General features: G+C 62.8%; 28 protein-coding genes. 16 read left to right on the top strand and 12 right to left on the bottom strand.

The annotated features are described in order from the left end of the window. Positions 1 to 210: 210 nt before the first annotated feature. The 3 genes from phaP to CO731_RS15380 form a co-directional block, all read right to left on the bottom strand. Positions 211 to 642, bottom strand: coding sequence for a TIGR01841 family phasin (gene phaP, locus CO731_RS15390; protein ID WP_108607869.1), 432 nt, complete (start codon positions 640 to 642; stop codon positions 211 to 213). Positions 643 to 713: 71 nt separating this feature from the next. Continuing rightward, positions 714 to 1,985, bottom strand: a complete 1,272-nt coding sequence (locus CO731_RS15385; RefSeq protein WP_108609869.1) for a DUF445 domain-containing protein — start codon at positions 1,983 to 1,985, stop codon at positions 714 to 716. Between the two features lie 108 nt (positions 1,986 to 2,093). Beyond that, entirely contained in the window at positions 2,094 to 2,666 is a 573-nt protein-coding gene (locus CO731_RS15380; protein ID WP_108607868.1) for a GNAT family N-acetyltransferase, read from the bottom strand. 244 nt (positions 2,667 to 2,910) lie between these two features. Between CO731_RS15380 and rirA the strand changes: the two genes are divergently transcribed. Together rirA and CO731_RS15370 are read left to right on the top strand one after the other, a co-directional pair. Continuing rightward, positions 2,911 to 3,372 (top strand): iron-responsive transcriptional regulator RirA, encoded by a 462-nt coding sequence (gene rirA / locus CO731_RS15375; RefSeq protein ID WP_108607867.1) that lies wholly within the window; start codon positions 2,911 to 2,913, stop codon positions 3,370 to 3,372. Positions 3,373 to 3,456: 84 nt separating this feature from the next. Beyond that, on the top strand, positions 3,457 to 4,011 hold the full coding sequence (locus CO731_RS15370; RefSeq protein ID WP_108609868.1) for an alpha/beta hydrolase: 555 nt from the start codon (positions 3,457 to 3,459) through the stop codon (positions 4,009 to 4,011). A gap of 10 nt (positions 4,012 to 4,021) precedes the next feature. Here CO731_RS15370 and CO731_RS15365 read toward each other — a convergent pair whose 3' ends face one another. Beyond that, entirely contained in the window at positions 4,022 to 4,792 is a 771-nt protein-coding gene (locus CO731_RS15365; RefSeq protein WP_108607866.1) for an HpcH/HpaI aldolase/citrate lyase family protein, read from the bottom strand. A gap of 105 nt (positions 4,793 to 4,897) precedes the next feature. Beyond that, complete coding sequence (locus CO731_RS15360) at positions 4,898 to 5,218, bottom strand: DUF1476 domain-containing protein (RefSeq protein WP_108607865.1); 321 nt, start codon at positions 5,216 to 5,218, stop codon at positions 4,898 to 4,900. Positions 5,219 to 5,504: 286 nt separating this feature from the next. Between CO731_RS15360 and purC the strand changes: the two genes are divergently transcribed. From purC to CO731_RS15300, 12 genes are all read left to right on the top strand, one after another. Then, positions 5,505 to 6,272, top strand: a complete 768-nt coding sequence (purC, locus tag CO731_RS15355) for a phosphoribosylaminoimidazolesuccinocarboxamide synthase (RefSeq protein ID WP_108607864.1) — start codon at positions 5,505 to 5,507, stop codon at positions 6,270 to 6,272. A gap of 71 nt (positions 6,273 to 6,343) precedes the next feature. Continuing rightward, positions 6,344 to 6,586, top strand: a complete 243-nt coding sequence (gene purS, locus CO731_RS15350; RefSeq protein ID WP_108609867.1) for a phosphoribosylformylglycinamidine synthase subunit PurS — start codon at positions 6,344 to 6,346, stop codon at positions 6,584 to 6,586. A 19-nt stretch (positions 6,587 to 6,605) separates the two neighbouring features. Beyond that, a complete protein-coding gene (locus tag CO731_RS15345) occupies positions 6,606 to 6,860 on the top strand; it encodes a hypothetical protein (protein WP_108607863.1) in 255 nt (84 codons plus the stop codon). Next, the gene (gene purQ, locus CO731_RS15340; protein ID WP_108607862.1) at positions 6,857 to 7,531 is read left to right on the top strand and encodes a phosphoribosylformylglycinamidine synthase subunit PurQ; all 675 of its coding nucleotides are present in this window, start codon (positions 6,857 to 6,859) and stop codon (positions 7,529 to 7,531) included. The genes CO731_RS15345 and purQ overlap by 4 nt, the downstream gene beginning before the upstream one ends. A gap of 57 nt (positions 7,532 to 7,588) precedes the next feature. Continuing rightward, positions 7,589 to 7,996 (top strand): hypothetical protein, encoded by a 408-nt coding sequence (locus CO731_RS15335; protein WP_108607861.1) that lies wholly within the window; start codon positions 7,589 to 7,591, stop codon positions 7,994 to 7,996. A gap of 3 nt (positions 7,997 to 7,999) precedes the next feature. Then, complete coding sequence (locus CO731_RS15330; protein WP_108607860.1) at positions 8,000 to 8,644, top strand: Pr6Pr family membrane protein; 645 nt, start codon at positions 8,000 to 8,002, stop codon at positions 8,642 to 8,644. Positions 8,645 to 8,655: 11 nt separating this feature from the next. After that, positions 8,656 to 10,881, top strand: coding sequence for a phosphoribosylformylglycinamidine synthase subunit PurL (gene purL / locus CO731_RS15325; RefSeq protein WP_108607859.1), 2,226 nt, complete (start codon positions 8,656 to 8,658; stop codon positions 10,879 to 10,881). A gap of 14 nt (positions 10,882 to 10,895) precedes the next feature. Then, a complete protein-coding gene (locus tag CO731_RS15320) occupies positions 10,896 to 11,129 on the top strand; it encodes a BolA family transcriptional regulator (protein WP_108607858.1) in 234 nt (77 codons plus the stop codon). Positions 11,130 to 11,150: 21 nt separating this feature from the next. Continuing rightward, on the top strand, positions 11,151 to 11,897 hold the full coding sequence (locus tag CO731_RS15315) for a class I SAM-dependent methyltransferase (protein WP_108607857.1): 747 nt from the start codon (positions 11,151 to 11,153) through the stop codon (positions 11,895 to 11,897). 70 nt (positions 11,898 to 11,967) lie between these two features. Next, positions 11,968 to 12,192 (top strand): hypothetical protein, encoded by a 225-nt coding sequence (locus CO731_RS15310; RefSeq protein ID WP_108607856.1) that lies wholly within the window; start codon positions 11,968 to 11,970, stop codon positions 12,190 to 12,192. A gap of 162 nt (positions 12,193 to 12,354) precedes the next feature. Continuing rightward, positions 12,355 to 12,690 (top strand): Grx4 family monothiol glutaredoxin, encoded by a 336-nt coding sequence (gene grxD / locus CO731_RS15305; RefSeq protein WP_108607855.1) that lies wholly within the window; start codon positions 12,355 to 12,357, stop codon positions 12,688 to 12,690. Between the two features lie 93 nt (positions 12,691 to 12,783). Further along, on the top strand, positions 12,784 to 14,049 hold the full coding sequence (locus CO731_RS15300; RefSeq protein ID WP_199914475.1) for a multidrug effflux MFS transporter: 1,266 nt from the start codon (positions 12,784 to 12,786) through the stop codon (positions 14,047 to 14,049). Here the strand turns inward: CO731_RS15300 and ttcA are convergent. The 7 genes from ttcA to hemP all read right to left on the bottom strand — a co-directional run bounded on the left by ttcA (position 14,043) and on the right by hemP (position 20,305). Continuing rightward, complete coding sequence (gene ttcA, locus CO731_RS15295; protein WP_108607854.1) at positions 14,043 to 14,894, bottom strand: tRNA 2-thiocytidine(32) synthetase TtcA; 852 nt, start codon at positions 14,892 to 14,894, stop codon at positions 14,043 to 14,045. The genes CO731_RS15300 and ttcA overlap by 7 nt on opposite strands. 177 nt (positions 14,895 to 15,071) lie before the next feature. After that, a complete protein-coding gene (locus CO731_RS15290) occupies positions 15,072 to 15,881 on the bottom strand; it encodes a VOC family protein (protein ID WP_108609865.1) in 810 nt (269 codons plus the stop codon). Between the two features lie 276 nt (positions 15,882 to 16,157). Continuing rightward, positions 16,158 to 16,949, bottom strand: coding sequence for a heme ABC transporter ATP-binding protein (locus tag CO731_RS15285; protein ID WP_108607853.1), 792 nt, complete (start codon positions 16,947 to 16,949; stop codon positions 16,158 to 16,160). A gap of 35 nt (positions 16,950 to 16,984) precedes the next feature. After that, positions 16,985 to 18,094 (bottom strand): iron ABC transporter permease, encoded by a 1,110-nt coding sequence (locus CO731_RS15280; RefSeq protein WP_108609864.1) that lies wholly within the window; start codon positions 18,092 to 18,094, stop codon positions 16,985 to 16,987. 10 nt (positions 18,095 to 18,104) lie between these two features. Then, complete coding sequence (locus CO731_RS15275; protein ID WP_245439875.1) at positions 18,105 to 18,929, bottom strand: ABC transporter substrate-binding protein; 825 nt, start codon at positions 18,927 to 18,929, stop codon at positions 18,105 to 18,107. Between the two features lie 86 nt (positions 18,930 to 19,015). After that, positions 19,016 to 20,071, bottom strand: coding sequence for a ChuX/HutX family heme-like substrate-binding protein (locus CO731_RS15270; RefSeq protein WP_108607851.1), 1,056 nt, complete (start codon positions 20,069 to 20,071; stop codon positions 19,016 to 19,018). A gap of 9 nt (positions 20,072 to 20,080) precedes the next feature. After that, positions 20,081 to 20,305 carry a hemin uptake protein HemP gene (hemP, locus tag CO731_RS15265; RefSeq protein ID WP_055969023.1) on the bottom strand — a complete coding sequence of 75 codons (225 nt, stop codon included), beginning with the start codon at positions 20,303 to 20,305 and terminating at the stop codon, positions 20,081 to 20,083. A 205-nt stretch (positions 20,306 to 20,510) separates the two neighbouring features. Between hemP and CO731_RS15260 the strand changes: the two genes are divergently transcribed. Both CO731_RS15260 and CO731_RS15255 read left to right on the top strand, forming a co-directional pair. Continuing rightward, on the top strand, positions 20,511 to 22,565 hold the full coding sequence (locus CO731_RS15260; RefSeq protein ID WP_108607850.1) for a TonB-dependent receptor: 2,055 nt from the start codon (positions 20,511 to 20,513) through the stop codon (positions 22,563 to 22,565). 46 nt (positions 22,566 to 22,611) lie between these two features. Further along, positions 22,612 to 23,016 (top strand): hypothetical protein, encoded by a 405-nt coding sequence (locus tag CO731_RS15255; RefSeq protein WP_245439365.1) that lies wholly within the window; start codon positions 22,612 to 22,614, stop codon positions 23,014 to 23,016. The last annotated feature ends 35 nt before the right edge of the window (positions 23,017 to 23,051 follow it).

The following is a 23,051-nucleotide window of genomic DNA, read 5'->3' as shown; positions in this document are numbered from 1 at the left end:
AATCCTGACGCACCAGCCCGGGTATCAAACCTGATTCCCGGCAGGCACAATACGCAGATTCAATGCGTTAAGACGCAATTGTGCATCCAGACGGACGCACTGCGTTCCAATGGTGATCTGCCTTCCTTAGCATCCGAGGCCTGGCAATGCGCGGCCCGTCTTGCGAAACCCACAACAGAGGTGGGCTGCCGATGCGTCAGCCTGGAAAAGCTACTTCTTCTTGTCGTAGCTGTCGCGGATTTCCTGCATCGATTCACGGATGCGCTCGCGCAGGACCTCGACCGATTCCGACCCCGACTTGCGCACGATATCGGCAACCTCGCCGGCATTCTTGAGCGCTGCCTCGAACGATCGCCTGGCGAAATCGGCTTGCTTGCTGAGCATCTCCTGCGGATTGCCCGGCATACGCAATCCCTGCGCGGCCTCGGTCACCTCCTGCAACGCGCTCTGGATCATTTCGCGCTGCTTGGCTACCAGCGACGAAGCCCCCGAGGCACTCGCCTTCACCGATTTTTCCAGCGCCTCGAGATTCTTGCGGTGATGGCTGACGATGTCGTCGACATCGACCGCGGGCATCTTCAGATCGCGGCCGAACTTCGAAAACATGTCCATGAAGGATTCCGGTTCCGGTTTCTTGGCCATGGCTCGCTCCCTTTTGGCTCCGGGCCTTCCCGGAGGTCGCAAGTGTCAGAATAGAGAAGCCACGGGCATGGTCAATTCGCCACCAGGAGCAGTTCAGCACAATAGAGCACAAGGCCCGCAAGGCCGCCGATCAGCATGCCGTTGAAACGGATATACTGCAGGTCCCGGCCGATGTTGATCTCCATCAGCCGGGTCAACTGGCCAAGGTCCCAGCGCTTGACCTGTTCGGCAATGAAGCTGGAGACGCCGCTCTTCTGGCTCTCGACGAAGGAGGCAAGCGCGACCACGAAACCGGCATTCATGTCGGCGCGGATCTGCGGATCGCGCGCCAGATTCTGCCCAACCTCGACGAACAGGTTGGTCAGGTGCTTTCGTGTCATCGAATCCGACGATGCGACATCCTGCTCGATGAAGCCGCGCATGCTCTTCCATACGTCGAGTGCCAGCCCGCGCAGTTCGGGACGGGCAAGGAAATTGCGCTTCACCTGTTCGGCGCGCTTGGCATAGTCGGGCGAATGGCGAAGTTGATCGATGAAGCCGTGGACGAAGCGGTCGAACTCGCCGCGCAGCGGATGGTCGGGATCGGCCCTGACCTCTTCCAGCAGTGTGGCTGCGGACGAGACGATGCGCTTGAGCAGATAGGCATCGGCGCGGAACAGGTTGAAGACGGACGGCAGTTCCTCCCTGATCTTTTCGCGCAGCACGGCCAGCGCCTGCTCGTCGCTCAAGAAATTGCCGATGATCTTGGTGAACTCGTCCAAAAGGCGTTGATGCCGGCGATCGTCGGTGAATGCTGACAGCAACTCCGCTGCCAACGGCGCCACCTCGATCTTGCCGAGGCGATCGAGCATGCGGCGCGTGGCGAACTCGCGCAGGCCGGATCCTTCGATCGCCTGCAGCATCTGCGGCACCAGCCGGCCGACGAAGCGCGACAACGCTTCCGCTCGGCTGCGGTCCGACAGCCAGTCGGCGACGAGCGCAGCAAAATCCACTTCCTTCAGCTTCTGCCGCACCGGCTCGGGCGCCAGAAAGTTGGTCTCGATGAAGCGGCCGAGATTTTCGGCGATCCGGTTCTGGTTGGAGGGAATAATGGCCGTGTGCGGTATCGGCAGTCCTAGCGGCCGTTTGAACAGGGCGACGACGGCGTACCAGTCCGCCAGGCCGCCTATGGTGGCGGCCTCGGCGAAGGCGGCGACAAAGCCAAGCCAGGGCCAGCGTCCTTGCAGCGACTTTGCGATCGCGAACACGCAAACGCACACGACCAGGGCGGCAGTCGCTAGAAACTTGGTCCTGCGCAGCGCTGCCAGCTTTTCGACATCGACGGCATTGGCGGAAGGTGTCATGCCGGCCGGAAGGGCCTGGCTTTGCGGTGAGGACATCGGTCGCCTTCCCTGTTCATCACAGGAACTATATCGGCGACGGCTTTCGCCGCTTCAATTCGAAAAGCTGAATTAGGCGGCGATGGCCTTGCCGACGTTGCGCCGTCCGAAATCGGCCGGGGCGAAAAATCCCAAATCAGGATCGGCCGCTCCGTTCGCGTCGAGTTCTATGATGCCGTTGGTCTCGCCCTGTGCGAAGCTCAGCTTGGCGTTGAAGCGCCGGGCCAGGGCCTTCATCGCCGAATTGTTGGCGTGCGTGGTCACCTGCAGCCGCGTATAGGCGAGCCCCTTCGCCTGGGCGATGATCCGCCGGAACAGGCGGCCGCCGATTCCTCTGTGCTGCAACTGGCGCTCGACACTGAAGGCGATCTCCGCCGTCGGCTCGCGCTCCTCGGGGCGTTCATGCAGTTCGGCAGCGCCCAGAACCTTGTCGCCCTCGACATAGGCAATGACAGTCACGCCGTCGTGGAAACTGCGCTCGGCATATGACCGGAGAAAACCGTCGTCGGTCAGGCCATTGAAGCGGTCGCGCCGGCTCTGGGCGTCCAGTCTCAGGAGATGTTCGGCAAAGCGGGGCAGATCGGATGGCCTGAGCTGGCGGATGATCCCCGTCAGCGGCCGTTGGGCATGTTTGATCTGTTCCATGTCGTAGTCCTCTTGGGTTCCTCCCCAGAGTCTTCGACTCCCGACGCCACCAATATTGTGCAATGCAGCAACAACTTCAACCCGTGAGCCCGATCAGGAATGCAGGGCTGGCTTGCGCCAGATGCGGGACCGCAGCGCGGTTTCTTGATATATCTTGTCCAGATTCTTGAGATCGCTTGTCTGGAATTGTTCTAAGGTGTAGGCCATATAAGAAGCCCGTCCGCGCCACAGCGAGGAATCACCAATGCGCCTTACCCGCCAAACCAACTACGCCATGCGCATCCTGATGTATTGCGCGGCCAATGAGGGCCGACTGAGCCGGGTCCCCGAGATCGCCGCTGCCTACACGGTGTCGGAGCTGTTCCTGTTCAAGATCCTGCAGCCGCTGGTCGAAGCCAAGCTGGTGCAAACCGTCCGCGGCCGCAATGGCGGCGTGCGACTGGCCAAGCCTGCCGATCAGATTTCGCTGTTCGACGTGGTACGTGTCACCGAAGAGAGCTTTGCCATGGCGGAATGCTTCGAGACCGACGCGGCCGAATGCCCGCTGGTCGACAGCTGCGGGCTCAATTCTGCGCTTCGTGAGGCGCTGAATGCGTTTTTCGAGGTCCTGGCCCGCTACACGATCGCCGATCTGGTCGCCGCACGTCCCAACATGCGCGATCTGCTCGGCATCCATTTTCCCGAGCCGCACGCGCTGGCCGGCTAGCGCGAGACCGGTATCGCAATCTTCCGGCCGCGAAGGTGGTTCGGAGTGGTTGCACCGGCGCAGCCGGATCGCTACATGCGCGGCATGAAAGTCAAGGACGCCGAAATCATCATCGTCCCCGGATACACCAATTCCGGGCCCACCCACTGGCAGAGCCGTTGGGAGGAAAAACTGTCGACCGCGCGCCGCGTCGAGCAGGACGAGTGGTCGAAGCCGCTACGTGAGGACTGGACGGCAAAAGTCATCGACGCGGTGAACGCGGCCGAACGGCCGGTCGTTCTGGTTGCGCACTCGCTTGGCATCCCAACCGCCATCCACGCCATTCCGGGGTTCACGAAACGTGTTGCCGGTGGGTTCTTTGTTGCCCCGCCCGATGTTTCCAACCCAGCCATCAAGCCGAAACACATGATGACCTTCGGCCCCTACCCGCGCGATCCGCTGCCGTTTCCCTCGGTGGTGATCGCCAGCCGCAACGATCCCTACTGCGCACTCGATGTCGCGGAAGACATCGCGGCCGCCTGGGGGTCGATGTTCGTCGATGCCGGCGAATCCGGTCACATCAATTCGGATTCCGGCCACGGGCCGTGGCCGGAGGGATCGATGGTATTCGCTCAGTTCCTGTCGCGCCTGGAAGGCTGACGACCAGTCGTCAGCCGAGCGATTTCCTGAGATCGGCCAGCAGGCCGGCGGCGCCGGTCGAGATCAGCTGGTGCTCCGAGCCGGTGGCGAGCAGCTGGAAGCCCATATCGACGAAGCGCCCGGCGATCTTCGGATCGGTGACATAGATGCCGGCATGCTTGCCGGCGGCCCGCGTGCGCTTGGCGACTTCAGCCACCGTTTCCATCATGCCTTCGAGCGTCCCGTTGATCGTCTCGCCGTTGGTCCAGGCGATGGAAAAGTCGCCGGGCCCGACAAAAATGCCGTCGATACCGGGAGTCGACAGGATGTCATCGAGAGCTGCGACCGCGGCATGCGTCTCGACCATCGCAAAAGAGACGGTGCGGGCGTTGCTCTCCCTGAGCCACTTGGCAGGGTCCTTGCTGCCCTGGCGGGGCGCAGCGAAGGTCGGCCCCCAGGAACGCTCGCCCAACGGCGGATACTTCATCGCGGCAGCGAAGCGTTGCGCGTCCTCCACCGAATTGACCATCGGCGCGATGACGGCCTCTGCGCCGAAGTCGAGCGCACGGCTCGCCATATCGAAGCGACCGACCGGAACCCGGACGATTGCATGCTTGTTTGCGCGCAGGACCGGAGCCAACGAGCGCAACACGCTGTCTTCGTTGTGGCCGCCATGCTGCATGTCGAGGGTGACGGCATCAAACCCCTGCCCGGCAAGTATTTCGACGGTCAACGCATCGGGCACGCCCGACCAGGCGGTGATAATGGTCTCGTTGGCGTTCAGTCTCTCGGCAAGCGACATTTTTTCTCTCCTGATCGGGCGTCATTTCACCCGGAAGCGACCGAAGTCGCAAACAAAAACCGCCCGGAATCCGGGCGGTTCGTTGGCCCAGCGACACTGGGAAAATCAGGTATTCTTGATCTGCTCGATCGCTTGGGCCATCAGTTCGTCCATGGTGCGGCGGATCTGATGGTCGGACTGGTCAACGCCAGCAGCATCGAAGTCGGCACGGACCTTGCGGAACACGTCATGATCGCCGGCTTCCTCGATGTCGGAAACGACGACTTCCTTCGCATAGGCCTCTGCATCGGCGCCCGATTTGCCAAGCTTTTCAGCCGCCCAGAGACCGAGCGCCTTGTTGCGCCGCGCATTCGCCTTGAAACGCAGCTCTTCGTCAAAGACGAATTTGCGCTCAAAACCTTCTTCGCGGTCCTTCATGTTGCTCATGGCAATCCTCCAGGGAGTGGGAAATCGATTCGACTTCCGGTGCATATGATATCGACTTCCTCAAACCAAAAGCCCGCCGCCCGGTCAATATCTCTCTTTTGCTCTGTTTGCGTGTGCGGTGCGGCATTTCCGTACCAAAAGGAGTTGATTGGCGGGAAATGATGATTGAGCAATGTGTCCGATTAAGATAGAGACCGGCCTTGAAACCCACAGCCGCCGCGGCTTTGCGGCGTGAGAAAGGGACCGGTAGCTTGCCGTCCACCCTTCCAACCAGAGAATCATTCAAATGAAGAATCGCCGCCGCATTTACGAAGGCAAGGCCAAGATCCTTTATGAAGGCCCCGAGCCGGGCACCCTGATCCAGTTTTTCAAGGACGACGCCACCGCCTTCAACAAGAAGAAGCATGAGGTCGTCGACGGCAAGGGTGTGCTCAACAACCGCATTTCCGAGCACATCTTCAACCATCTGAACCGGATGGGCATTCCGACCCACTTCATCCGCCGGCTCAACATGCGCGAGCAGCTGATCAAGGAAGTCGAGATCATCCCGCTCGAGGTCGTGGTGCGCAACGTCGCCGCCGGCTCGCTGGCCAAGCGCCTCGGCATCGAAGAAGGCACCGTGCTGCCGCGCTCGATCATCGAGTTCTACTACAAGGCCGACGCGCTCGACGACCCGATGGTCTCGGAAGAGCATATCACCGCGTTCGGCTGGGCAAGCCCGCAGGAAATCGATGACATCATGGCACTCGCCATCCGCGTCAACGACTTCCTCTCCGGCCTGTTCATGGGTGTCGGCATCCAGCTCGTCGATTTCAAGATCGAATGCGGCCGCCTGTTCGAGGGCGACATGATGCGCATCGTGGTTGCCGACGAGATTTCGCCGGACAGCTGCCGCCTGTGGGACGTCGCCACCCAGGACAAGCTCGACAAGGACCGTTTCCGCCGCGATATGGGCGGACTGGTCGAGGCTTACCAGGAAGTGGCACGCCGCCTCGGCATCATGAACGAAAACGAGACCCCGCGCCCGACCGGCCCGGTCCTCGTCAAGCACTGAAGCATCAACCACGGGCGCGAGTAACTTCGCGCCCGAAAGTTTTCCAATTTCGACCCCGGAGTGAAATGCCCGTGATCAAGGCCCGCGTCACCGTCACCCTCAAGAACGGCGTGCTCGACCCGCAAGGCAAGGCGATCGAACATGCGCTCGACGGCCTCGGCTTCGGCGGTGTCGGCTCGGTGCGCCAGGGCAAGGTCTTCGACGTCGAGATAGAAGGCGCAGACAAGGCCAAAGCGGAAGCTGACCTCAATGCCATGTGCGAGAAGCTTCTGGCGAACACGGTGATTGAGAATTATAGTGTGACGCTTATCTGAGGTTGCATCGGAGGGTGTAGTGGCAGAAGTCACCAACGACCTGGTGTACGAACTGCTGAAGCGGATGAATCACGACCTGTCCGAACTTCGCCAGGATGTGTCCGAGGTCAAAAGGGAACTGAATGTCATTCGCGGCCACATGGTCGGGATTCAGAGTGACATCCACAATATCTACGGTGTTCTCGCGCGCCACGACGAGCGGCTCGAGCGCATCGAGCGTCGCCTAGAATTGCGTGAACTTGCCGAACCCCAGAGGCCTTACGAACCGAAATGAAATCAGCTGTCGTCCTCCTCCCTGGCCTGAACCGCGATCGCGACATGATCGCGGCGCTGACCAAGATTTCGGGCAAGGCGCCCGTCACCGTCTGGCAGACGGACACCGAGATTCCCGAAGTCGACCTGATCGCCATTCCCGGTGGCTTCTCCTTCGGCGACTACCTGCGCTGCGGGGCGATTGCTGCTCGCATGCCGGTGCTGCGCGCGGTGGCCGAGAAGGCCGCCAAGGGCGTGCAGGTCGTGGGCGTCTGCAACGGCTTCCAGATCCTGGTCGAGGCCGGCCTGCTGCCCGGCGCCTTGATGCGCAACACGTCGCTCAAGTTCGTCTGCCGCGAGGTCAAGCTCGAGATCGCCAACGCCAACACGGCCTTCACCCGCAACTATTCGGCCGGCCAGGTCATCCGCTGCCCGGTGGCGCACCACGACGGCAACTATTTCGCCGATCCGGATACGCTGAAGCGCATCGAAGGCGAAGGCCAGGTGGTTTTCCGCTACGCCGAGGGCACCAACCCGAACGGTTCGGTCAACGACATCGCCGGCATCATCAATGACAAGGGCAACGTGCTCGGCTTGATGCCACATCCGGAAAACCTGATCGAGGCAGCACATGGCGGCGAAGACGGCCGCGCCTTGTTCGAAAGTGCGCTCGGCCTTTCCAAGGCGGCCTGAGCGGCAAACGTCCGGCATTCTCTCCAGTCATCCATCACAAAAGGCGGGCATCGGCGAATGAAGTCAATCCGGATTCTGGCGGCAACAGCCGCTGTCATCGGCCTCGCCGCCTGCAACTCCGGCCCGAAGACACCAGCCCCCTCGGGCTCGGGCAAGAGCTCGTCGCTGCGCTCGATGGAACAGGTGGCCATCGCCGCGCACAGATGCTGGTTTGCCAGCAAGGACCCGGCCTTCAAGAAGTACCAGATGGCCAATGAACTCAACAATTTCGGCGGTACGCCGCGCTTCTTGCTGGTACCAGCCAAGCAATATGGCGCCCGCCCGCTGCTGGTGGTGCAGGCCCGTGGCGCCTCCAGCCAGGTCGAGGTGTTCGGCCCGCTGATGGACGAGGCGCTCGGCGCGCGTATCGGCTCCGACATCAACCGCTGGCGCACCGGCGACGCCTCCTGCGGCGGAACCGCCTGAGGCATGGCACGGTTCCTGCAATTTGCGGGTCTGGCGATCGGTCTGGTCGCACTGACGCTGCAGTTTGCGATCACCATGCCGGCGTCGATTGCCGCCGGCCGCACCGTGCTCGGCTCGGTCGTGTTCTATTTCAGCTTCTTCACCATCCTGACCAATATCGGCGCTGTTCTGGTGTATCTGCAGGCGCTGCGCGACGCGAAATCCGGGCTGCTCGGCCTGTTTGCCGGCGCGGGCGCGCGTGGCGGCGTGGCCGTCGCCATTGCGCTGGTGATGATCGTCTACGTCACGATCCTGGCGCCGCTCTGGCAGCCTGAGGGCCTGTTCCTGCTCTGCGACGTGCTGCTGCACTACGTCACCCCGATCCTCTATCTCGCCTGGTGGTTGGCCGCCGGTGCGGATGGTTCGGCCAGATGGAGCGACATCCCCTATTGGGTTGCCTATCCGGTGCTCTATCTTATCTATGCCCTGGCACGGGCGCCGATTGCGGGCGAGGTCCCCTACCCGTTCCTCGACATCGCCACCAAGGGTGCAACGAGCGTCGCGCTGACGTCGCTGATGATGACCCTGCTGTTTCTTGTGCTGTGCGTCATCGCGGTTGTTGCGGACCACGGCATTTCAAGCTTTAGGAAGGCCGCAAGGCCGAACTGACGGGAAAACCGATGACCATTCAGAACGACGTGAAGATCACCGGCGAACTCATCGCCTCGCACGGGCTCAAGCCGGACGAGTACCAGCGCATACTCGACCTTGTCGGGCGCGAGCCGAGCTTCACCGAGCTCGGCATCTTTTCGGCGATGTGGAACGAGCATTGCTCGTACAAATCCTCGAAGAAGTGGTTGCGTACGCTGCCGACCAAGGGCGACGTCGTCATCCAGGGCCCGGGCGAAAACGCCGGCGTGGTCGACATCGGCGACGGTGACTGCGTGGTCTTCAAGATGGAGAGCCACAACCACCCCTCATACATCGAGCCCTACCAGGGTGCTGCGACCGGCGTGGGCGGGATCTTGCGCGACGTCTTCACCATGGGCGCGCGGCCGGTGGCGTCCATGAACGCGCTGCGCTTCGGCGCGCCTGACCACCCCAAGACCCGCCACCTGGTGTCGGGCGTGGTCGCCGGCGTCGGCGGATACGGCAATGCCTTCGGCGTGCCGACCGTCGGCGGCGAGGTCAATTTCGATGCCCGCTACAACGGCAACATCCTGGTCAATGCCTTTGCCGCGGGCCTCGCCAAGACCGATGGCATCTTCCTGTCGCAGGCCAAGGGCGTCGGCTTGCCCGTGGTCTATCTCGGCGCCAAGACCGGACGCGACGGCGTCGGCGGCGCGACCATGGCTTCGGCCGAATTCGACGACAAGATCGACGAAAAGCGCCCGACCGTGCAGGTCGGCGACCCGTTCACCGAGAAGTGCCTGCTGGAAGCATGCCTCGAGCTGATGGCTTCGGGCGCCGTCATCGCCATCCAGGACATGGGTGCTGCCGGTCTGACCTGCTCAGCCGTCGAGATGGGCGCCAAGGGCGATCTCGGAATCGAGCTCGACCTCGACAAGGTGCCGGTGCGCGAAGAGCGCATGAGCGCCTACGAGATGATGCTGTCGGAAAGCCAGGAGCGCATGCTCATGGTGCTGCGGCCCGAAAAGGAAGAAGAAGCCGAGGCGATCTTCGTCAAGTGGGGCCTCGACTTCGCCATCGTCGGCAAGACCACCGACGACCTGCGCTTCCGTGTCCTCCACCAGGGTGTCGAGGTTGCCAACCTGCCGATCAAGGAACTCGGCGACGAAGCGCCCGAATATGATCGCCCTTGGGTCGAGCCGACAGCGCGCGCGCCGCTGGCCGCCGATGATGTGCCGCAGGCCGATGTCGCCGATGCACTGCTGAAGATGTTGGACGGGCCCGACCTGTCGTCGCGCCGCTGGGTCTATGAGCAGTATGACACGATGATCCAGGGCAACTCGCTACAGCGCCCGGGCGGTGACGCCGGCGTGGTGCGTGTCGAGGGCCATGCCACCAAGGCGCTGGCGTTCTCGTCGGACGTGACGCCGCGCTATTGCGAGGCCGATCCTTACGAGGGCGGCAAGCAGGCGGTGGCCGAATGCTGGCGCAACCTGACGGCGACCGGTGCCCTGCCGCTGGCTGCAACAGACAATCTCAACTTCGGCAATCCCGAACGCCCCGAGATCATGGGCCAGTTCGTCAAGGCAGTGTCTGGTATCGGCGATGCCTGCCGCGCGCTCGGCTTCCCGATCGTTTCAGGCAACGTGTCGCTGTACAACGAGACCAATGGCCAGGGCATCCTGCCTACGCCGACCATCGGCGGTGTCGGCCTCATCGACGACTGGTCGAAGATGGCCAAGGCCTGTTTCGCCCGTGAAGGCGAAGTGATCCTGCTGGTCGGCGGCCCGGCCCAATGGGGCAGCCACCTCGCGCAGTCGATCTACATGCGCGACGTGCACGGCCGCACCGACGGCCCACCACCGGCAGTCGACCTCGAGCACGAGAAGAAGGCCGGCGATTTCGTCCGCAAGCTGATCCGCAACGGCACGGCGACGGCGGTCCACGACCTGTCCGACGGCGGCCTGGCGGTGGCTCTGGCCGAAATGGCGATGGCTTCGGGCATCGGCGCCACTATTCCCGGCCTCAGCGGCACCAATCCGATCCCGGTGTTCTTCGGCGAAGACCAGGGCCGCTACCTTGTCACCGTCAAGCTTGACCCGAAGTCGGCCGACATGCAGGAGTTGTGGAATGAAGCCAAGGCGCTCGGCATCCACGCTCCGTGGATCGGGACGACCGGCGGCAAGGAACTGAAGTTGGGCGAGGCACGGGCCGTGAGCGTGGACGAGTTGACCTCGGCTCACGAATCCTGGTTCCCTCGGTTCATGAATAACTGAGTAGGAATACCGACATGGCAATGGATGCCCACGACATCGAAAAACTGATCAAGGAAGGCATTCCGGACGCCAAGGTGACCATTCGCGACCTCGCCGGCGATGGCGACCACTATGCCGCCGAGGTCGTGTCTGAAAGCTTCCGCGGCAAGACCCGCGTGCAGCAGCACCAGATGGTCTACGATGCGCTGAAGGGCAACATGGGCGGTGTGCTGCATGCGCTCGCCCTGCAGACAAGCATTCCGGAGTAAGGCCGCCGGGCCTTGCCAACAATGTCGCGCCGCCCCGCCTCTCCCGAAAGCGAGCAGATTGCGCGGCGCGCCTATGGCTCCTTCGCCGAGCGGTATGACGCTGCCGCGCCGACCAAGCCGCACAATGCGCTCTACGAGCGACCGGCCTCGCTTTCGCTGTTGGGCGATGTTGCCGGACTCGACGTGGTCGACGCCGGCTGTGGCTCCGGAATCTGCACGGAGAAGCTGGCCCGCAGCGGTGCTCGCGTCCGCGCCTTCGACGTCACGCCCGAAATGCTCGATTTGGCACGGAAGCGTTGCGCCGGTCTCGACGTCGATATCCGCGAAGGCGACCTGGGCAAGCCGCTCGACTGGCTTTCCAGCGACAGCGCCGACGCGATCCTGTGCTCGCTGGCGCTGGACTATGTCGAGGACCTCAAGCCGGTATTCGCCGAGTTCCACCGGATTGCACGACCGGGAGGCCACCTTGTCTTTTCGATGGGCCATCCGATGCGCGATTGGGCCGATCTCCGCGCTCGTGGTGACGCCAACTACTTCGCCACCAATCTCTGGGGCCTGCATTGGGGCGGATTCGGCCTCCCCAAGCCGTATGTCGAATCCTATCGACGCCCTTTGCAGGACATATTAAATGGCTTGGCCGATGCCGGCTGGCGGCTCGATCGCTTTGTCGAACCACTGCCCGTCGCGCAAATGGAAGCGGCCGACCCCGTGCATTTCGAAGAATTGAACTTCTCGCCCGCCTTCATCTGCGTGCGGGCAATCAAGTAGCCGTCTCGACATCGGCCGGGCGGTCTTTTATTCATCGGCCAGTCCGACCCGAGAACCTGCGAGCCAGCCCATGTCCTTCATTTCCGATCTTGTCGAAGGCGTCGTCGACGGTGCGCTGAAGGACATCCTGAAAAAGACCACAGGCACGTCGAAGCGGACCCGCAGGCGCAAGCGCACGACGTCGACCAGCTCGGCGACGCTGCGCCAGACCGAGAAGCTTTTGAGGCCAGCCAAGAAGCAGACGAGCCGCAAGCGCACGGTACGGTCGAGATCGAAGGTTCGGCGCCGCGCCTAGCCTGCAGAACAGCGGCGCAATTGCCCGAGTCCCCGCATCCTGGTTTTCGGGTCGACAAGCCGCTTGGAAAGCTCGACTCTTGAACCACATAGTAGCAAGTGCTAGCAGTCTAACGAACATTGCCGGAACGTCACTCCGGCCAGATTTGAGGTTTAGGTCGCCATGAGCGGAATCAACGAATACATCGATAGCGAAGTGAAGAGCCAGGATGTCGTGGTTTTCATGAAGGGCACGCCCGGTTTTCCGCAATGCGGCTTTTCCGGCCAGGTCGCACAGATTCTCGACTATCTCGGTGTCGACTATAAGGGCGTCAACGTCCTGACCTCGAACGAACTTCGCCAGGGCATCAAGGACTATTCCAACTGGCCGACGATCCCGCAGCTTTACGTCAAGGGCGAGTTCGTGGGCGGCTGCGACATCATCCGCGAGATGTTCCAGGCCGGCGAATTGCAGTCGTTCCTTCAGGAGAAGGGCGTCAGCGTCAAGGGCGCCGCCTGACCTAAAAAGTACCGGCTCCGGCCTGTTCCGGGGTCCCATTTGTGGCAAATGCGCCGGCTTGCCGGCGCATTTCCGTTTGAATTGGATTCCTCAATGGAACAGAAAGTCTCCCCGAGCGCCCAGCAGGGCGTATTCCCGATTCCGCGTTGGGAATTCATCGCACTCGCCGCAGCCCTGATGGCCGTGAATGCGCTGGCAATCGACATCATGCTACCCGGCCTGCAGGAGATCGGCGCCAGCCTCGGCGTCGAGAACGAAAACCACCGGCAGTATGTGGTCACCGCCTATTTCGCCGGCCTCGCGCTCGCGCTGCTCGGCTACGGCCCGATCTCCGACCGCTTCGGTCGGCGTGCGCCGCTGATGTTCGGCCTGGGCGTCTATGTGCTCGCGGCCTTCGCTGCGGCCTTCGCCCCAACCTTCGAGACCTTGCTGGCCCTGCGCTTCGTCCAGGGTGTCGGTGCGGCTTCGACCCGGGTAATCGCCGTCTCGATCATCCGCGATCGCTTCGGCGGGCGGCAGATGGCCGAGATCATGTCACTTGTCTTCATGGTGTTCATGATCGTTCCGGTCGTGGCGCCGGGCATTGGCCAGATCATCATGCTGTTTGCGGAATGGCACATGATCTTCATCGTCATGGCGCTTTCGGCAATGGCCATCATGCTGTGGGCGGCAATCCGCCTGCCGGAAACGATGCACCCTGAAGACCGGCGGCCGCTGTCCTTGCTGTCGGTGGCACAAGCCTTCCGTACCGTGCTGACCACGCGCATGTCGCTATGGTACACGCTCGCCTCGATGGTCGTCTTCGGCTCGCTGTTCGGCTTCATCAATTCGGCACAGCAGGTCTATGTCGGCATCTACGGCCTTGGCGTCTGGTTCCCGGTCGTCTTCGCGGCAATTGCCGGCATGATGTCGCTGTCGTCGTTCCTCAACTCACGACTGGTGGTGCGTCTCGGCATGCGGCGGCTGTCGCATGGCGCGCTGATCGGCTTCTTGCTGGTGAGCGCGGTCTGGTTCGCCTGGTCGCTGACGGGGCCGGTGCCGTTTGCAGCCTTCATCGTGCTGTTTGCGCTGGCAATGTTCCAGTTCGGCTGGATCGGCTCGAACTTCAACTCCATCGCCATGGAGCCTCTCGGCCACATCGCCGGTACGGCCTCGTCGGTCCAGGGCTTCATGCAGACGATGGGCGGCGGCCTGATCGGCGCCGCGATCGGCCAGTCGTTCGACGGCACGACCACGCCCCTGGCGGCCGGGTTTTGCGGTGTGGCTGCATTTGGCCTCGTGATGGTGCTTATTGCCGAACGCGGCAAGCTGTTCCGCGGCCAGCATGACGTCAAGCCGGTCGTGACCGACGTTCACTGAGCCGGCGACAGGCTCGCAAAGTCGAACAGCTTGCGGTCGAGCAGGTGCGACGGGCGCGTGTTGGCAAGCGCCCGCAGCATCGTGTCCTTGCGGCCCGGCATGCGCTTTTCGATGTCGTCGAGCATCGCCTTCATGGCGTTGCGCTGAAGCCCTTCCTGGCTGCCGCACAGGTCGCACGGGATGATCGGGAACTTCATGCCGTCGGCGAACTTGGCCATGTCGGCCTCGGCGCACAAGGCCAGCGGCCTCAGCACCATGACGTCACCGTCGTCGTTCATCAGCTTGGGCGGCATGGCGGCGAGCCGGCCGCCATGGAACATGTTCATGAAGAAGGTCTCGAGGATATCCTCGCGGTGGTGGCCGAGCACCAGCGACGAACAGCCCTCCTCCCGCGCGATGCGGTAAAGATGGCCACGCCTGAGCCGCGAGCACAGCGAACAATAGGTGTTGCCCTCGGCGATCTTGTCGGTGACCACCGAGTAGGTGTCGCGGTACTCGATGCGGTGGGCGATGCCGTTGGCGTTGAGATAGTCCGGCAGCACGTTCTTGGGGAAGTTCGGCTGGCCCTGGTCGAGGTTGCAGGCGAGCAGGTCGATCGGCAGCAGGCCGCGCCATTTGAGATCGAGCAGGACCGCCAGCAGCCCGTAGGAATCCTTGCCGCCCGACAGCGCCACCAGCCAGCGCTCGCCGGGCTTTGCCATGGCATAGTCCTCGATCGCCTGGCGGGTCAGTCTGAGCAGCCGCTTGCGCAGCTTGTTGAACTCCACCGAAGACGGCGCATCACGGTAGAGCGGAAAGGAAATCCCTTCCGGCTCGGACAGCGCGTCCTGTTCGTGAATGCCCATCGGGGTTCGTCCTTCAATTCTAGTGCGGTGCAGTCATTGTGGCACACGCCATTGAAGGGGGATATTTCGTAAAAACAGCTGGGGCGCAAGACGCACTGCCAGCAGCGTCTATGCGAAAAGAGCGGCCGTTGCCGGCCGCTCTCGCTGTTCACGCTATTTCTCGAGTCGGATCGTCGATCAGCCCGGCAGTCCGGGAACGGTACGAATGACGGTGCCCCAGGCATCCTCGCGGCTGGTTTCCGTCGTGGCGTCGGCCGAGCGCATTTCAACCCAGGCAAGCCCGGTGCGCGACAAGTCGCGCTTGCCTGCGCGCGGGCTCTGCCAGGAGTTGGCGCCGATATGGTGGTGGTAGCCGCCGGACGACAGGAACACGGCGCTGCTGCCGTATTTTGCCACCGTGTCGAAGCCGAACTCCTTGTTCCACCATTCCGCTGCAAGCGCCGGATCGCCCACCCGCAGATGGACGTGGCCGACGATGCTGTTGTCGGGCGCCCCCTGCCAGCCGGCGTCGCCGGCATCGGCCACGATCGAAGCGATGTCCAGTTGCTCGGTTGCCATGTCGACCTGCGAGCCGGTCCATTTCCAGCGCTCATGCGGCCTGTCGGAATAGATCTCGATGCCGTTGCCCTCGGGATCGGTGAGATAAAGCGCCTCGCTGACAAGGTGGTCGGATGCGCCGTCGACCGGGATGCGCTTGTCGATGGCATGCTTGATCCAGCGCCCGAGGTCCGCGCGTGTCGGCAGCAGGAACGCAGTGTGGAACAGGCCCGCGCTGCGCGGGTCGTCCGGCTGCGCCGCCTTGTCGGCCTCGATGTCGAGCAGCGCCCTGCTACTGGCACCAAGCGTGATTGTCTCGCCGTCGCGGCCAAGCTCCTGCAGGCCGACGACGTCGCGATAGAAATTCGCCAGCGCCACGGCGTCGCGCGCCTTCAGGCCGACGCGGGAAACGCTGATCGGCGTCGTCGCGGCAAAGGGAATGTTGCTCATCTTGGGCTCCGTGCGGCCAACGCCTGCGGTTGCTCCCAGTGCAAGGAGTGCAGCGCTGCCCACCAGTTTGCGACGTGTCGGTTCCAAAATCCATTCTCCGGCCAACACGGCTGTTGCGATTTTGGATAGATCGGCCGGAACCAGCGTTCACACAAGACGGCAAAGACCGAACACGGCGTTCACCGATTCGATATCAAGCGTCCAGAATAGCCCGATTGTTGCCCTGACCGGCGGCCATCAAGCCGGCATCGGCTGCGCTGACGAGGTATGTGAAGTTCAGGCGGCAGCCGACTGTGGCAGCACGAAAGGTACATTGGCTGCAGGCACGGCACCGACACGCAGGCGGCAGCCGAAAACCTTCTCGATCAGATCGTCGCTCAGCACCTCTTGCGGCGAACCTGCTGCGGCCAACCTGCCCCGATGCATGACGCAAATCTGATCGGCATACATAGCCGTCAGATTGAGGTCGTGCAGGATGGCGACCACCCCGCCGCCACGCCGCGCGAAATCGCGGGCGATGTTCATGATGATCAGCTGGTGCTTGATGTCGAGGCTGGATACCGGCTCGTCGAGGAACAGGTAGCGTGCCTGACCGTCCAGCACGGGTGCCCACACCTGGCACAAAACGCGGGCGAGTTGCACGCGCTGCTGCTCGCCGCCGGAGAGCTCCTGGTAATACCGGCCGGCAAAACCCTCGAGATCGACACGCGCCAGCGCCCGCTCGGGAAGCCGGCCGTCCTCGCCGCGCAACACGCCCGACCTGCCGCCGGTCACGCCGAGCTTAACGATCTCGCGGACGGTGAAGGGGAAGGAAAGCGCAGTCGACTGCGGCAGCACGGCGCGTATGCCAGCTGCCTCCCATGGCTTGAGCGAGACGGCGTTACGGCCGTTGAGCGAAACGTCGCCGGTATAGGCGAGTTCGCCCGTCAGCGCCTTCAGGAAGGTCGTCTTGCCGGAGCCGTTGGGTCCGACGATCGCCGCCAGTTCGCCCGGGCGGACGGTGAAATCGACATCGCTGACGATGCGCTTGCTGCCGATGGACACTGAAACCTGGCGCGCTTCGATCATCTTATTACCCTTACAATGCCTCTGCAGCGACGCCGTCAAAGATCGACGATGCCGCGCTTGCGCAGCAGTATCCACAGGAAGAACGGGCCACCGACGGCAGCCGTGACGATGCCGATCGGCAGTTCAGCGGGTGCCACGATGGTGCGGCTGACGGCATCCGCGAGCAGCAGCAGGCAAGCACCCAGAAGCGCGGAAGCCGGCAGCAGGTAGCGGTTGTCCGGGCCGATCGCCAGGCGCAGCAGATGCGGTACGACGATGCCGATGAAGCCGATGCCGCCGCTGACCGCCACCGAGGCGCCGATGGCCGCCGAGACGGCTACGATCGCCACATATTTCAGCCGTTGTACCGGAACACCGAGATGGCTAGCCGTCGCCTCGCCCAGCGCCAGCGCATTGAGGCCCTTGGCCATGAACGGCGTAGCTGCGAGCGCAAGTGCGATGATCGGCCCTGCGGCGACGATCTTCAGCCACGTCGCACCGGCGAGCGAGCCAAGCTGCCAGAAGGTCAGGTCGCGCAGCTGCCGGTCGTCGGCCATGTAGACGAGGATGCCGGTCAGCGCGATCGCCATCGCACCAAGTGCAATGCCGGCCAGCAGCATGGTGGCGATCGACGTGCGGCCCTGCCGCGTCGCGACGTTATAGAGGATGATCGTCGTAACAAGGCCACCGGCAAACGCGGCGAGCGGCAGCGCGTAGCTGCCCAGCAGCGCCGTGAACGGCGCAAGAAATGTTCCGCCCAGCACGATCACCGACACCGCGCCGAGGCCCGCACCTGCGGACACGCCGACCAGGCCGGGATCGGCGAGCGGGTTGCGGAACAGGCCTTGCATCACCGCTCCGGAAACGGCGAGCGCCGCGCCCACCAGCATGCCCAGAATGACCCGCGGCAGGCGAATGTCATAGACGATGATGCTGTCGCGCGCCGACAAGGCCTCCTGGCCGGGCACAGCACCGAACAGCCAGTTGCTGACGAGACCCAGTGCCGAAGCGTCGGACGCGCCCCAGGTCAGGCTGACCAGCGCCGTCACCACCAGGGCCACCGTCAAAGCGCCAATGACGAACAACGCCCTGCCCGAGCGGTCGCCACTGACGTAGCGGTCGCCCTGGTTCACGCCGGCCACGCCGGCGATCGTTTCATCCACCACAGCGTCGACCTTATTTCTTGACCGCGTCGCCATAGAGCGCAACGACCAGATCCTTCACGGCGCCGGCAGTGCGCGGGCCGAAGCCGAGCAGGTAGGCGCCGTCCATGCGGATGACTTGCTTGTTCTGGCCGGCCGGCGTCGATGCGATCGCCGGATGAGCATAGAGGTCGGCATTGTCGATGGCGAGCTCACCTTCGCGGTCCATCATCAGGATGATGTCGGGCTTGGCGGTGATCGCTGCTTCGTCGGTCAGTTGCTTGTAGCCGGAGAAGCCTTCGACAGCATTGACCCCGCCGGCCAAGGCGATGATGCCGTCGGCCGCGGTGCTGTTGCCCGACGCAAGGATCTTGCCGCCCTGCAGGCTCAGGATGAACAGCACGCGCTTGCGCTCGCCCTGCGGAATGGCCTTGGTCAGCGCTTCGGCGTCGCTGAGCTGCTTGTCGACATCGGTCGCAAGCGTTTCAGCCTTGGCATCGGCGCCGAGCGCCTTGCCGACGATACGGATCTTGTCGACGATGCCCTGGTGGGTGAAGCCTTCTGGAACGGAAATGAAGGGAACGCTCGCCTTTTTCAGGACATCGAGCGCCTCCTTCGGCCCGCTGCCCTCAAGCGCCAGGATGCCCGACGGATTGACCGACAGGACGCCTTCAGGCGACAGCTGGCGCATGTAGCCGACGTCGGGAAGCTTCAATGCCGCTTCGGGATAGACGCTCGTTGAGTCGCGCGCGACCAATGCGCCCTGCTCGCCGAGCGCATAGACGATCTCGGTGATCGAGCCGCCGACCGCGGCGACCCGCGAGCGATCTGGCAGCACGTCTGCTCCTTCGGCAGACATGCCTGCGACAGTCGTCGCAAGCAGGACCGAAAAGCCTAACGCTACCGCACGCGCCAGCGAGTGGGTAATCGACATCGCCATCCTCCTTACGCCGCGCTCTGCTGCGGGGCGCTGGGCAATTGCTGGACAAGGTTGCGCCAATCCTCGCGCTCGCCCTGGCCTTCCTTCCGCTTGCCGAAGAACTGGATGATCATCTCGCCATTGGCGTCATAGGCCTCGATCGAGGTGACGTGCCCATCCGTGTTTGGCTTGCGCACCGCCCAGAGCTCCTGGACGTGATCGAGCCTGAGGTGCAGGTGGAAGGTCTCGTCAAGCACGTTGATCCACGGCCCCATCGGCTTGATGTTCTTCACCGGCCCCGAGTGAATCTGGATGCAGCCATGATTGCCGACGAAGCACATGATCGGCTGCTCGCTTGCCGCGGCCTGATTGAACATGGTCGGCAGCGCTTCCCTGTCGAGCGTCCAGGCATAGTCGCGGCCGACCATGCGCATGGCCTGCTGGCGTCCGAGCTTGAGCGAGCGCAGGATGCCGAAGAACTGATGCACGTCGGTCATCGTGCTCCAGCGCTGCCGCAATTCGTCGACACTCGCCGAGCTGTCATTGGCGGGCTTCTCGGCGACCGAAGGAACGATGGCGATCGCCGGATCCTGGTTGTCGGTGCCCAGCGTCTCCACCAGCTTCTGATAGGCGCTGAGATTGGACGTGGGGCGTAGATGCACCTTGTGCACTGCCGTGCCCGCCGCATCGAAGAACTGCAGGCTGCGGCGGATTTCATCGCCGTCGCGTTTCTCCACGGCAAAGCCATGTGCCCACGCGTTCGGGAAAATGCGCAGGTCGATGTTTTCGCTCAGCACCATTGATGCCTGCTTGCCCGGCACGACCTTGTCGTAGATGCCGATCTTCTCGTGCACGGCACTTTCATTGCGGGTCAGCGCCATGACTTCGCCGACCGCCTCGAGGCCTGCAAGAAAATCGGCGACGCGCGGTTCGATGCGAACGACACCCTCGCCGCAATGCGCGGCGACCAGTTCAGCTTCGGAAACGCCGAGCTGGCTGGCGAGGTCGCGCTCGCGCATCTTCGGGTTGTCGGTTCGCGCCCGCCTGATTTCGGTTGGGTTGGGCCTTACGCGCTGGTCCATTTGAAACACCTACTTGTTGAGAATGAGTTTGCCCTGTCGGGTAATCTTCAGGCGGTAGAGCGAACCGCCATGGTCGATGCCGATCTCGAAATCGCCGAGAAACAGCGAATCGCTGGTCAGCGTCCTGACCGCCAGCGAACCGGCGATGGGGCGTGCCGCAACCTGGCCTTCCGGCCGGCGGTATCCGTGGCGAAATTGCCCGGAACGGAAATGGTTCGGATTGTGCGAATTCATCTCATTGCACTCCTTTGTCCGTTCGCCGCGCCGGACCAGCCCGTCGAGGCCATGATGTGCAAATCTATTAGTTGACTCACACATTCATGTTTACTAGTCAGTGCAATACCGGAGTGACTTAGTCAAGATTTAAGACGCACCGGGCAGGCGAAAAATGCAAGCGAGCGCGACGCGAGCCAGCACGGGACATTTTTGGAGTTGGGACATGGGGCTGGTTGCTCGGAACAAGGCTGCTCTTTTGGGCGGAGCGGCGATGGCGTTGCTGGTGGGACTGCACACCGCCAATGCGCAGGAAGCGCAAACGAATGAACAGGATAAGAAGGGCCGCGTAACGATCTTGCAGCGGCTGATCTTTGGTGCGGGCGCTGAAAAGGTGGCAATCGACACGCCCCAGTCGGTTTCCGTCATCAACCAGGAAGACATCGACCAGAAGCAGGCCGAAACCATCGGCGAACTGGTCAAGACCATCCCCGGCGTCAACGTATCCGGCTCGGACCGTACGCTTGGCCAGACCTTCAACATCCGCGGCATCGGCGGCCCCGAAAGCGGTGGCGAAGAAGGCCGCATCATCGTCAATGTCGATGGCGCGACCAAATTCTACGAGCAGTACCGCATGGGTGGCCTGTTCACGGACACGGAACTCTACAAGCGCGTGGAAGTGCTGCGCGGGCCGGCGTCCTCGACGCTCTATGGCTCCGGCGCGCTGGGCGGCGTGATCAACTTCACCACCAAGGACGCATCCGACTTCCTGGCCGACGGTCAGAAGGGTGCACTGCGGCTCAAGACCGCATTCGATTCGAATTCGGAAGGCGCCTTGGGATCGGCCATCCTGGCGACCCGGCTGAACGACAATTTCGAGGTCCTGGCCGCGGGCAACTACCGCTACGCCAATGCGTATACCTCAGGCGATGGCACCGAAATCCCCGGTTCGGAGATCGGCGCGCCGTCAGGCCTGCTCAAGGGAACCTACCGCTTCGGCGACAACAACGAACAGGCGCTGCGCGCCTCCTACATGCATTGGCAGACCGACGAGGACGACCAATACTACAACCAGACCGGCATCGACGTTCCGCCCGGCTTCGGAACTGTCGATCGCAAGGTCACCGACAAGACGGCGATCATCTCCTATGAGAACCCGGCCTCGGACAATCCCTGGCTCGACCTCAAGGTACAGGCCTCCTTCTCCGACACGGTCAACGACCAGTCGGATGCGACCCTGGCCTCGCTCAATCGCACGTTCGGCTACAAGACCTATCAGTTCAACATCCAGAACACCTTCGACTATGAAGGCGACAATTTCGTCAACCACCTGACGGTCGGCTCGCAGAGCAATTACCAGGAGCGCACCACGCTGAAGTCGCTGTCCGGCACGCACCCACAGGGCGAGCGCACCGGCACAGGCGCCTTCGTGCAGAACGAGTTCATCTGGGACGAGCGCCTGACGCTCATCGCTGGTGCGCGCCTTGATTGGCAAAGGCTAGAGCCAACCGACATCGCAGCTGCCACGGCCAAGGATCACACGGCTTTCTCGCCCAAAATCGCAGCGCACTACAAGCTCAACGACATGTTCGCGGTGTTCGGTTCGATCGCCCACACGGAACGCGTGCCGACCATCGACGAAGTTTTCGATACGGCGCAGATCGGAAGACCCGACCTCAAGAAGGAGCTGTCGAACAACTATGAAGCGGGCGTCGCTGTCTCGCTCTACGACCTGGCCCAGCAGGGCGATGCCCTGCAGTTGAAGACCACGGGCTTCTACAATGACATCACCGACCTGATCACCGACAACGGCCGTCTTGCCAATCCGCGCTTCACCAACATCGGCCATGCCCGCATCTACGGCGCCGAGGTCGAGCTGGGCTACGATTCGGACTATGTGTTCGGCAATGCCGCCTACTCCTATGTGATCGGCGAAGACCTGCTCAACGACACGGCGCTGAACACCGTGGCGCCGCACGAATTTGCCTTCACAGTCGGCGGTCGCATGCCCGATCGCGATCTGTCCTTCGGCTGGACGAGCCGCTTCGTGGCCGGGCAGGATCGGGTCAGCGAACTGCCCAACATGCGCCTGCCCACGCCATCCTTTTCCACGCACGACATCTTCCTGACCTGGAAGCCGCAGGATGGAGTGCTGAAGGGCTTCGAGACCAACTTCCGCGTCGACAACATCTTCAACGAACAGTACCGCGAGTTCCTCTCGGGCACGGCCGGCAAGGGCCGCACCTTCAAGCTCACGCTCGCCAAGCAGCTGGATTGGTGAGTCTATGACCAGACGAGCAAGGAACGGCCGTCCTCTGACCGCGGCTATGGTTGTTCTGCTCGCGGCAGCGGGCTCGGCGGGCGCGCAAAGCGCTCCGCCGGCCCCTGCCCTGGTGCTCGAACTCAACGCGGCGCAGCCCTCCGACAAGGGCTGCCGCTTCACCTTCGTGGTGACCAACAACCTTGGCGCCGAATTGTCTAAGGCGGCGTTCGAGATCGCGCTGTTCAACGACGCCGGCGTGGTCGACCGTTTGACCGTGCTCGACTTCAAGGAACTGCCGGCCGGCAAGACCAAGGTCACGCGCTTCGACCTGTCGGGCACCGACTGCACCAAGGTCAGCCGCGTACTGATCAACCAGGCTGCCGATTGCACCGGTCCCGGCATTGCCAGCGCGGCCTGCCTCAAGTCACTGCGCACCGAATCCAAATCAGGCATCGCCTTCGGAATCTGAGGACAGCCTTGCCGAAACTCCCGTCATCTGGCGCA

The organism is Aminobacter sp. MSH1, assembly GCF_003071665.1.
GTDB classification, from domain to species: Bacteria; Pseudomonadota; Alphaproteobacteria; order Rhizobiales; family Rhizobiaceae; genus Aminobacter; species Aminobacter niigataensis.
The sequence above is the reverse complement of the archived record's forward strand: the minus strand, read 5'-3'. Positions and strand labels throughout refer to the sequence as shown.

Coding starts and splice junctions, on each gene's coding strand:
- CO731_RS15320 (WP_108607858.1), top strand. CDS start 10,896: ATGGCAATGGATGCCCACGACATCGAAAAACTGATCAAGGAAGGCATT.
- CO731_RS15365 (WP_108607866.1), bottom strand. CDS start 4,792: ATGTCGCTTGCCGAGAGACTGAACGCCAACGAGACCATTATCACCGCC.
- CO731_RS15290 (WP_108609865.1), bottom strand. CDS start 15,881: ATGAGCAACATTCCCTTTGCCGCGACGACGCCGATCAGCGTTTCCCGC.
- CO731_RS15260 (WP_108607850.1), top strand. CDS start 20,511: ATGGGGCTGGTTGCTCGGAACAAGGCTGCTCTTTTGGGCGGAGCGGCG.
- CO731_RS15335 (WP_108607861.1), top strand. CDS start 7,589: ATGAAGTCAATCCGGATTCTGGCGGCAACAGCCGCTGTCATCGGCCTC.
- hemP (WP_055969023.1), bottom strand. CDS start 20,305: ATGAATTCGCACAATCCGAACCATTTCCGTTCCGGGCAATTTCGCCAC.
- CO731_RS15360 (WP_108607865.1), bottom strand. CDS start 5,218: ATGAGCAACATGAAGGACCGCGAAGAAGGTTTTGAGCGCAAATTCGTC.
- CO731_RS15275 (WP_245439875.1), bottom strand. CDS start 18,929: ATGTCTGCCGAAGGAGCAGACGTGCTGCCAGATCGCTCGCGGGTCGCC.
- CO731_RS15330 (WP_108607860.1), top strand. CDS start 8,000: ATGGCACGGTTCCTGCAATTTGCGGGTCTGGCGATCGGTCTGGTCGCA.
- CO731_RS15385 (WP_108609869.1), bottom strand. CDS start 1,985: ATGACACCTTCCGCCAATGCCGTCGATGTCGAAAAGCTGGCAGCGCTG.
- CO731_RS15270 (WP_108607851.1), bottom strand. CDS start 20,071: ATGGACCAGCGCGTAAGGCCCAACCCAACCGAAATCAGGCGGGCGCGA.
- CO731_RS15255 (WP_245439365.1), top strand. CDS start 22,612: ATGGTTGTTCTGCTCGCGGCAGCGGGCTCGGCGGGCGCGCAAAGCGCT.
- phaP (WP_108607869.1), bottom strand. CDS start 642: ATGGCCAAGAAACCGGAACCGGAATCCTTCATGGACATGTTTTCGAAG.
- CO731_RS15310 (WP_108607856.1), top strand. CDS start 11,968: ATGTCCTTCATTTCCGATCTTGTCGAAGGCGTCGTCGACGGTGCGCTG.
- grxD (WP_108607855.1), top strand. CDS start 12,355: ATGAGCGGAATCAACGAATACATCGATAGCGAAGTGAAGAGCCAGGAT.
- purC (WP_108607864.1), top strand. CDS start 5,505: ATGAAGAATCGCCGCCGCATTTACGAAGGCAAGGCCAAGATCCTTTAT.
- ttcA (WP_108607854.1), bottom strand. CDS start 14,894: ATGGGCATTCACGAACAGGACGCGCTGTCCGAGCCGGAAGGGATTTCC.
- CO731_RS15285 (WP_108607853.1), bottom strand. CDS start 16,949: ATGATCGAAGCGCGCCAGGTTTCAGTGTCCATCGGCAGCAAGCGCATC.
- CO731_RS15380 (WP_108607868.1), bottom strand. CDS start 2,666: ATGGAACAGATCAAACATGCCCAACGGCCGCTGACGGGGATCATCCGC.
- rirA (WP_108607867.1), top strand. CDS start 2,911: ATGCGCCTTACCCGCCAAACCAACTACGCCATGCGCATCCTGATGTAT.
- CO731_RS15300 (WP_199914475.1), top strand. CDS start 12,784: ATGGAACAGAAAGTCTCCCCGAGCGCCCAGCAGGGCGTATTCCCGATT.
- CO731_RS15315 (WP_108607857.1), top strand. CDS start 11,151: ATGTCGCGCCGCCCCGCCTCTCCCGAAAGCGAGCAGATTGCGCGGCGC.
- purL (WP_108607859.1), top strand. CDS start 8,656: ATGACCATTCAGAACGACGTGAAGATCACCGGCGAACTCATCGCCTCG.
- purQ (WP_108607862.1), top strand. CDS start 6,857: ATGAAATCAGCTGTCGTCCTCCTCCCTGGCCTGAACCGCGATCGCGAC.
- CO731_RS15370 (WP_108609868.1), top strand. CDS start 3,457: ATGAAAGTCAAGGACGCCGAAATCATCATCGTCCCCGGATACACCAAT.